This window comes from Granulicatella sp. zg-84 (genome assembly GCF_010892375.1).
Taxonomy (GTDB): domain Bacteria; phylum Bacillota; class Bacilli; order Lactobacillales; family Aerococcaceae; genus WM01.
Genome location: NZ_WNJX01000013.1, coordinates 45559 through 53449 on the forward strand (window position 1 = coordinate 45559; position 7891 = coordinate 53449).

Here is a 7891-nt window from a genome sequence, read left to right on the forward strand (position 1 = left end):
AACGATTATATCACGATATTTTTGTTTTTTCATTCTTTTTTACAGAAAATGTCAGTTCTATTTAAACCGTAGACAAACAAAAAAGCTCTTCATCAACTTATGTTGGAAAAGAGCCTTTTTATTAGTTTAATTTTTGTTTTAATAACTCTCCAAAACGTGTGAATAATAACACGGTTAAAATAATCATCAAACATGGGAAAACAACAATCCACGGTGCTTCTTGAATATACGCTCTTCCGTCATTTATCATCGCCCCCCATTCTGGACTAGGAACTTGTGCACCTAATCCAATAAAACTTAATCCTGCAATTTCCATAATCGTATTACTCACATCAAAAATAGCTGTCGTTAAAATTTGCGGAAATAAACTTGGTAAATAATAATTACGAATAGTTTGTAAGTATTCATTCCCAAACATTGTTGCACTTTGAATATATGGTTCTTCTTTTAATTGTAAAGTTAATATCCTTGTTAAATAAGCATATTTTGCCCAGTTTGTCATACAAATCGCAATAACCGTTTGCTGTAATCCAACACCTAAAATACCCACAAGCATAATGACAAAAATAATAGCTGGAAAGGCTTGAAAGGCTGTAATAATCAAAAAAATAGTTCTATCAAATTTACCACCTATTAACCCACTACTAATACCAATAAAAGAACCTACCGTCACAACAATAAATAAAATGAATAAGGACGGTATAACGGTTTGAATCCCCCCACTTAGTGTCCGCTCAAAGACAGATCTACCTAATGCATCGGTACCAAACCACTCCTTGCTATTCGGTGCATGAAAAGCTTGTGCCAAATTCACTTTCGTCACACTTTCACCAAATACAAATGCAGCGATACATAAAATACCGATAAATAAGAGAATGATAGCTCCGTATATCTTTAATTGATGATTCATTTTTCTTTTCATTACCTACACCACCTCTTTCACGCGCATGTCTTTTAACGCTTCTTTTCTTGTTCGTGGATTTAACCAAGCAATGACAATCTGAAACACTAAATTAACAACTAAAACACCTGCTGTAATAAATAAGACGATACCTTGAATAAGTGGATAGTCACGGTTCCCTGCAACTGTAATCAATAGTTTCCCGATGCCTGGCCATGAAAAGAGATTTTCAATAATGGCGACACCACCTAATAAAGAACCTAAAGACAAACTTACTAATGTTAAAAGGAATGGTAATGTATTTCCTAATACATCAAACAGCAAAATACGCCATTCGGGAATGCCTCTTCCTCTTGCACCCTCTACGCTTGGAGAATGTAATTCATCAATCAAATGCGTACGCATTTGTGGAATATAGCGTGTCGACATGGTAATACTTACGGTTAAAACAGGAAGAATAAGCCCCAATTCGTTCGCCGTAGATTGAATAGGCAATAATTTTAATTGAACAGAAAAAATAATCATAAGCAAAATACCAATAACAAAACCTGGAATAGCATTGATAAAACCTGTTATCATTAAAATAGCTCTATCCATTTTAGAATGTTCATAATAGGCACTAATCAATGCAAACGGAATGGAAATTGTGAGTGTTGCCAATAATATATATAGTGCTAAATAAACTGTATTCGGGAAATAAAAAATCAACTGCTCCCAAACAGATGCTCCTGAATTATAGGTCACCCCAAAATCGCCTTGTAAAATTTTGAATAACCATATTCCATACTGTTCAATAAATGATTTATCAAATCCAAACTCGTGTCGTTTCAACGCTAGGAGTTCTTGTGTATACGGAATACCTTGTGCCGATAAAATACTTTCTGCTGGATCACCGGGTGCTAAATAAATAAACAAAAAAGATAAAAAAGTTACACAAAGTAAAATCACGACAAAATGAATGACTGATTTTCGTATCATTTTTAACATAATAACGTCCTTTCATCAGTAGACAATCGTGACAAGTGATTCATCTTTTTCGACTGCTACAACTGCTTTTTTATACAGGAGTAATCCTTTTTGAGTGGCGATCACAGATTGAAGTAAAGCTCCATGAACAGAACGAATTTCTCCTAAAAGTTGCCCCTCTTCTACATACGTCCCCACTTCAACATAAGAAAACCAACATCCTTGATATTCACTAGATAAGACGTACGTTTTATCAAATACAGTTGCTGTATGCTCTTTTTCAATACCGTCTAAAAGATACATCATTGTATTGCAAACAGCTTCTTTTAATAATCGAACATCTTCACATGTACATTTTCCATTTTCACCTTGTTCTAAAATCACACTCGGAATACCATAATCAATAGACGCCGATTGATACAACCCTCCTGTTGCATGAGAAGCATATACAACCGGAATCCCGCTAGCTAATGCCATTTTTTTAGAAATTGTCATCACTTCTTCACTTGCTAGCACAGAGTAATAACAATGTGGCAATAAGCTTTCTGTTAGATTCCCTCCATGCAAGTCAATAATGAATTGACACACGGAAAAAACTTCATCTTGTACAACTTGCTTGATTTGGTAACTTAGTGTTTCTTTATGTTCCTTATCTTGAAAAATACGATTTAAGTTAATTGTATCTTCAGGAACAAAACATGGATCTATTTCTAAAAATCCTGGCATATTCACAACATGAAAGAAGCACAATGTCCCATTTAAAGTCGTTACATCAATCTCTTCAATAAGATCTATCATCACTTTTAACCCAACATATTCGCTACCATGCACTGCTCCTGTAACACCAATAACTTTATCTTCCGTCTTTCCTTTTAAAATCGTAAAAGGAATAGATACATCCTCTCGAACATATAAATCGGATTGATAAATAGAACCCGGCTCTAATGTCTTAATGATTTCTTTTAAAATTGTCATCTTCTTTCTCCTATTGATTATATTCAAACGATTGATACTGATTTAACAATAATTTTGTATAGTCAGATTTTGGCGATGTCACAATATCTTTCATTTGTCCTTGCTCCATAATGCAACCATTTTTTAAGACAATGGATGTATCGCAAAAGTCGCTGACTAATGCCAAATCGTGTGATATAAACAAAAAAGTTGTTTCTCTTTCTTGCTTAATTTTTTTTAAAAGTGTCATAATATCTGCTTGAATCGTTACATCCAATGCACTTGTAATTTCATCACATACTAAAAGGTCAGGTTTAACAAGCAATGCTCTAGCAATACCTGCCCGTTGGCATTCGCCTCCACTTAGTTGAAGTGGTAACTGATGCGCATGATGCTCATTTAATCCCACAGATTGTAAACTTTCTATAATCAAAGCTTCACATTCAGATTTTGTGGCTAATTCATAGTTTATCAAGACTTCCTCAAAACTTTTATACACTGTTCGTTTTGGATGAAAAAACCATTGTGGATGTTGTGGAATATATTGCACGCGTTTGTAGTAATCTTTCAAGGAATACTGACTAATATCTTTTCCGTCAAGTAATATTTGTCCTTTTTGTACAGGTGAAAAACGACATAAAATATGTGCTATTGTACTTTTTCCACTTCCACTTTCACCAACTAGACCTAGTACACTTTTTTTCTCTAAATCGAAAGAAATATCAAAGACACCGACATTTTTTGTGTACTGATGAGTTAACTCCTGACATTTTAATAAAGCACTCATTCTGTCTCTCCTCGCTTTAATTTTGGTACAGCTTGTAATAATTTTTGCGTATATGGATGTTGAGGACTTTTTAAAACATTTTTTGTGAGTCCCTCCTCAACAAATTCGCCTTTTTTCATAATATAAATTCTGTCAGATAATTCATACGCCAAACTGATGTCATGTGTTGAAAACAGTAACGCCACATGCTCCGTTTTTCGTAGACGTTTTAATAATTCTGTTAATTCACGCTTGCTCACCACATCTAGTGCACTCATGGGTTCATCGGCAATTAGTAATTTTGGATTGGCAACCAGTGCTAGTGCAATACTCACGCGTTGCATCATACCTCCACTTAATTCAAATGGATATTTATCAATAATATCTTTTGGATTTTTAAACTCAACCAATCTCAAACATTCTTCTAAACTTCTAAGTTTACTTGATTTTCGACCATAACTTTTCACTAGATCATTATAGTGTGCCTTTATTTTACGTCTATTATTAAAACTCACACTAGCATGCTGGCTAATCCACGTCACATCTGTTCCTAAAAAATGTAGATGTTGGCGCCTTTTTTGTGGTTCAATCTGAATACCGTCAAATATAATTTGTCCAGATGTTTTTTCAAGTTCTCCAAAAGGAAATCCTAGTAAACTTTTTAATAATGTCGATTTGCCACTCCCGCTTTCGCCAACTATAGAAACAGCCTCTTTCTCATTCAGAGAAAGAGACATGTTTGTCAAAATAGTTTTTGTAGGGGATTGAACACTTAGCTGTTCTACCTTTAACATAGTTTATTCCTTTACTAATTCATTTGTGACATGGTAGTAGTCTGTCGGATGAGATACAAGACCTTTTACATCTTTGCCCATCACAAAAGCAACTTTGAAATGCCCGATGTACGTAAATGCATAATCTTTATCAATCAATGCTTCAATTTCTTGGCTCAACGCATTACGTTTTTCTAAACCAACAGTTGTTGCCAATTCTTTGATTTTTGCATCGACTTGTTCATTTTTATAATGTCCCACATTCACAACACCGTCAGAAGCAACAGACCCTAAGAAATAAGAATACGCATCTCCTATTGGTGCACCCACCATTGTATATGGTGATACATCATACGTATTTTCTTTTAAAGCAGGTCCAATTTTTTCAACTGTTTTAATCGTTGAGTCAATGCCTACTTCTTTTAATTGTTGTTGGAATGCTTGCATTGCCAATGGAATTTCTGCTAAACGATTATAAGATAATAGTTCTAAATTGATATTTTTTCCATCTTTTTCACGAATACCATCATTATTCGTATCTTTATAACCCGCTTCATCTAATAATGCTTTTGCTTTTTCAACATTATATTCATGTACACTTGTATGAATGGCAAATCCTAAATTTTCTGTAAAGGCACTTTTCGCGACTTCTGCTGACCCTGCAAATAAAGATTTTGTATATGTTTCTTTATCAACTAATGTATCTAATGCTTGTCTAAATTTTGCATCTGCAATCAATGGTTTATCAAAATTATACATGAAGTTTACAAAACGAGTGCCCCCAACTTCTGAAATCGTATAATCAGCATTTGAACGATAAGAACCTAAATTTGCATAAGCAATACCAAAAGCCGCATCAATTTCTTTTGATTGTAATGCTAATGATAATGCATTGGCATCTGTAAAGTATTTAATAGAAATTTGATTTGTTTTTGGTTTGCCATTCCAGTATTGGTCATACGCTTTTAATTCAACACCACTTTCAGCAATATAACTTGTCACAATATAAGGCCCCGTTCCCACAAGCGCTTTATCCGTGTCCAATTTTCCTGTTGTATCAACAATACATGCATATGGTTCTGATAATAAATTTGCCATAATCGGCACTTCTTGTGTTGTTTTAATCACAACTTGATTATCTTTGGCTGTAATATTTTCAATCGTTAAATCGCCTTTAGCACGTTCATTTTTCTCTAGTAAACGTTCCAAAGATGCTTTTACTTTTTCGGCTGTCATTTTTTCGCCATTTTGGAATGTCACATTATCTTTTAATGTCACTGTCCATTCTAATTGACTTGTTTGTTCGATACTTTTTGCCAACCATGGTTCTGGTTCTAATTTATCATTTAATTTAAATAATGTTTCCCCTGAACCATAACGAACTGTAAACCAGCCATTATAATCTGCAGCAGGGTCTATATTAGCCGGTAACTGATTATATCCGATTGTTATTTTTTGACTTGCCTGTTTTTGTTCTGTTTTTGGTGCAGTCTGCGTTTGTGTTGGATTAACACATCCGGCTAAAACACATAAAGCTACACCTGTTAATAATGTTTTTTTCATTTCGTAGTCCCTCCTATTTACAAAATTATTATATAGTTATTATTACGTTTTGTAAACGTCTTTTTTTATAAGAAAAATGCGATTTACGAAAAAAATGTGTATATTTATTCCGATTTAGGTCAATATACACACTTCTTTTTACTTGTTAATAAACTGATTTTTCTACGACAATACTATGTTTTTTCTCAAACTCTCTATCTAAGTACGTTTGGTACGTCCCCGGAGAAATAAAGCCTTTTACATTTAATATATCTGTACCAGCTCGACCAACGATACTATCTGCCAATAGCACACAATTCGTGCTTAAAACAAAATATGTTTTAAATTTAGACGATGTAAATTTAAAGAGATTTGCTCCAGTTTCTTGTTTTAATTTGTACGCATACATCACATCTTGTTGTTCACCTTGTTTTGTCACATACTGATTTGGTTCCCAAGGTGTGACTAAAGCATCAATCGTATGTAGCTGCTCTTCTACTGCTTGTCTTTGTTTATCATCTAATGACAAACCATAGACTAATAATGTTTTATGACTTTCTTTTTTACAAAATGCAATATATTTTTCACGGTCTGTTTTAAATAAAACACCGTCTCCAATCATACCAAATAAGCGTTCTGAATTTGTATCATAATTTCCATACGAAATCACTTGATTTTGATAAGAAATATCTACATGCCCAATCGCACCAAATCCTGATTCGGTTACGTGTACGAATAATTCCAAATCAACAGTAGCCTCTTCTTTTTTCACATCATAAGCTAACTCAAGAGAAATATATTCATCTGATGCCATATAGTCATTTAATTTTTGAAGCGTTCGTCTTGGAATAAGTGCTGCAAAAACAATAGGTAGCGATACTCTGACACGTCTTGTTAATTCACCTTTATGCATTTCTTTATCGAATGTCACACCATCTCTTAAATTGGTTAAACCAAGTACAATTAAATAAATACCCAGAATAAACAATTGAACACCAACACTGTCTTTCGGCGTTAAAGCCGATACACCCAAAATAAATAACCAACATGCATCAAATAAAAACTTAAATCTTGGTTTAATATCGTTTTGACGATAGATGTAATACGTCACAACATTGATAAACGCTTGTAATAATTGGTAGATACCAACAAAAATCGTCAATAAATATAAAGGCATACGTACAATAATTGCTAAATCACCAAAAACAAAAATACATAATGGCTTTATGAGTGTTATCCAAAAGAACTGTCTTTTATCTTTTGCACGAAACGGCCACATAATCAAGTCAAAACTCGTAACCAATAATAGTAAAAACAATATCAATTCGACCGCATAAACAGCAACTACTTCTTGAAAAACAGTTAGTAGTATCCCTACGAGGATTTCTAATATCCCTTCAATGATAAGTTTTCTACCGGAATAACCGATGTCACTAATCTTTTTCACGTCCACTTGCCGTATACCTCCTTACCGTATTGATTATAACAAAAAATCGGGGATAAACCCGATTCAGACTGTTGACAAATTAAGAGCGTCAACAGTCTTTTTTCGTATCAGACGTTAAGTTGTACGGCTTACCACGATGTACACGATACATCTCTCGTTCTCTACTACGTGCGAGAACGAAGCCATTCGTACCACAACGTCTGATACGATAATGATACTTAAAAGTGGTATAATAGAGATAAGAAAAAGGAGGGAAAAATCTATGTTTTATAAAGAAACTCACCCAAATGATGAAATCATATTAAACACGTTGTCCGAATTAGTACCAAAAGACCATTTACTACGTAAAATTGATAAATCAATTGATTTCAACTTTATTTATGATATTACTTCTCCCTATTATAGTCATACCAACGGTCGCAATAGTTTAGACCCTGTTGTTTTATTTAAATTGGTCTTTTTAAAAGATATTTATGGCATTAAATCCATGCGAGAAACCATTAAACGTGTCGAAACGGATGTAGCGTTTAGATGGTTTTTAA

At 33.8% G+C, this 7891-nt stretch carries 8 protein-coding genes; 1 reads left to right on the forward strand and 7 read right to left on the reverse strand.

Features of this window, described 5'->3' with window-relative positions; translation table 11 throughout:
* Window positions 1–121: 121 nt before the first annotated feature.
* The 7 genes from GMA06_RS04425 to GMA06_RS04455 all read right to left on the reverse strand — a co-directional run bounded on the left by GMA06_RS04425 (window position 122) and on the right by GMA06_RS04455 (window position 7355).
* A complete protein-coding gene (locus GMA06_RS04425) occupies window positions 122–922 on the reverse strand; it encodes an ABC transporter permease (protein WP_163545300.1) in 801 nt (266 codons plus the stop codon).
* 3 nt (window positions 923–925) lie between these two features.
* Window positions 926–1888 carry an ABC transporter permease gene (locus tag GMA06_RS04430; protein WP_163545301.1) on the reverse strand — a complete coding sequence of 321 codons (963 nt, stop codon included), beginning with the start codon at window positions 1886–1888 and terminating at the stop codon, window positions 926–928.
* A 15-nt stretch (window positions 1889–1903) separates the two neighbouring features.
* Entirely contained in the window at window positions 1904–2842 is a 939-nt protein-coding gene (locus GMA06_RS04435; protein WP_163561815.1) for a succinylglutamate desuccinylase/aspartoacylase family protein, read from the reverse strand.
* 10 nt (window positions 2843–2852) lie between these two features.
* Complete coding sequence (locus tag GMA06_RS04440) at window positions 2853–3608, reverse strand: dipeptide/oligopeptide/nickel ABC transporter ATP-binding protein (protein WP_163561816.1); 756 nt, start codon at window positions 3606–3608, stop codon at window positions 2853–2855.
* Entirely contained in the window at window positions 3605–4381 is a 777-nt protein-coding gene (locus GMA06_RS04445; RefSeq protein ID WP_163545304.1) for an ABC transporter ATP-binding protein, read from the reverse strand. Before GMA06_RS04445 ends, GMA06_RS04440 begins: the two co-directional genes overlap by 4 nt.
* Window positions 4382–4384: 3 nt before the next feature.
* Window positions 4385–5923: an ABC transporter substrate-binding protein gene (locus tag GMA06_RS04450; RefSeq protein WP_163561817.1), complete on the reverse strand. Its 1539-nt coding sequence runs from the start codon at window positions 5921–5923 to the stop codon at window positions 4385–4387.
* A 145-nt stretch (window positions 5924–6068) separates the two neighbouring features.
* Window positions 6069–7355, reverse strand: a complete 1287-nt coding sequence (locus tag GMA06_RS04455) for a hypothetical protein (RefSeq protein ID WP_205426221.1) — start codon at window positions 7353–7355, stop codon at window positions 6069–6071.
* A gap of 256 nt (window positions 7356–7611) precedes the next feature.
* Here GMA06_RS04455 and GMA06_RS04460 point away from each other — a divergent pair.
* Window positions 7612–7891, forward strand: a 280-nt coding sequence (locus GMA06_RS04460) for a transposase (RefSeq protein WP_163561818.1), incomplete at its 3' end; no start/stop codon positions are given.

What these genes read in the sequence shown, in the direction of transcription:
- GMA06_RS04425 (WP_163545300.1), bottom strand. Translation starts at nt 922, where the DNA reads ATGAAAAGAAAAATGAATCATCAATTAAAGATATACGGAGCTATCATT.
- GMA06_RS04430 (WP_163545301.1), bottom strand. Translation starts at nt 1,888, where the DNA reads ATGTTAAAAATGATACGAAAATCAGTCATTCATTTTGTCGTGATTTTA.
- GMA06_RS04435 (WP_163561815.1), bottom strand. Translation starts at nt 2,842, where the DNA reads ATGACAATTTTAAAAGAAATCATTAAGACATTAGAGCCGGGTTCTATT.
- GMA06_RS04440 (WP_163561816.1), bottom strand. Translation starts at nt 3,608, where the DNA reads ATGAGTGCTTTATTAAAATGTCAGGAGTTAACTCATCAGTACACAAAA.
- GMA06_RS04445 (WP_163545304.1), bottom strand. Translation starts at nt 4,381, where the DNA reads ATGTTAAAGGTAGAACAGCTAAGTGTTCAATCCCCTACAAAAACTATT.
- GMA06_RS04450 (WP_163561817.1), bottom strand. Translation starts at nt 5,923, where the DNA reads ATGAAAAAAACATTATTAACAGGTGTAGCTTTATGTGTTTTAGCCGGA.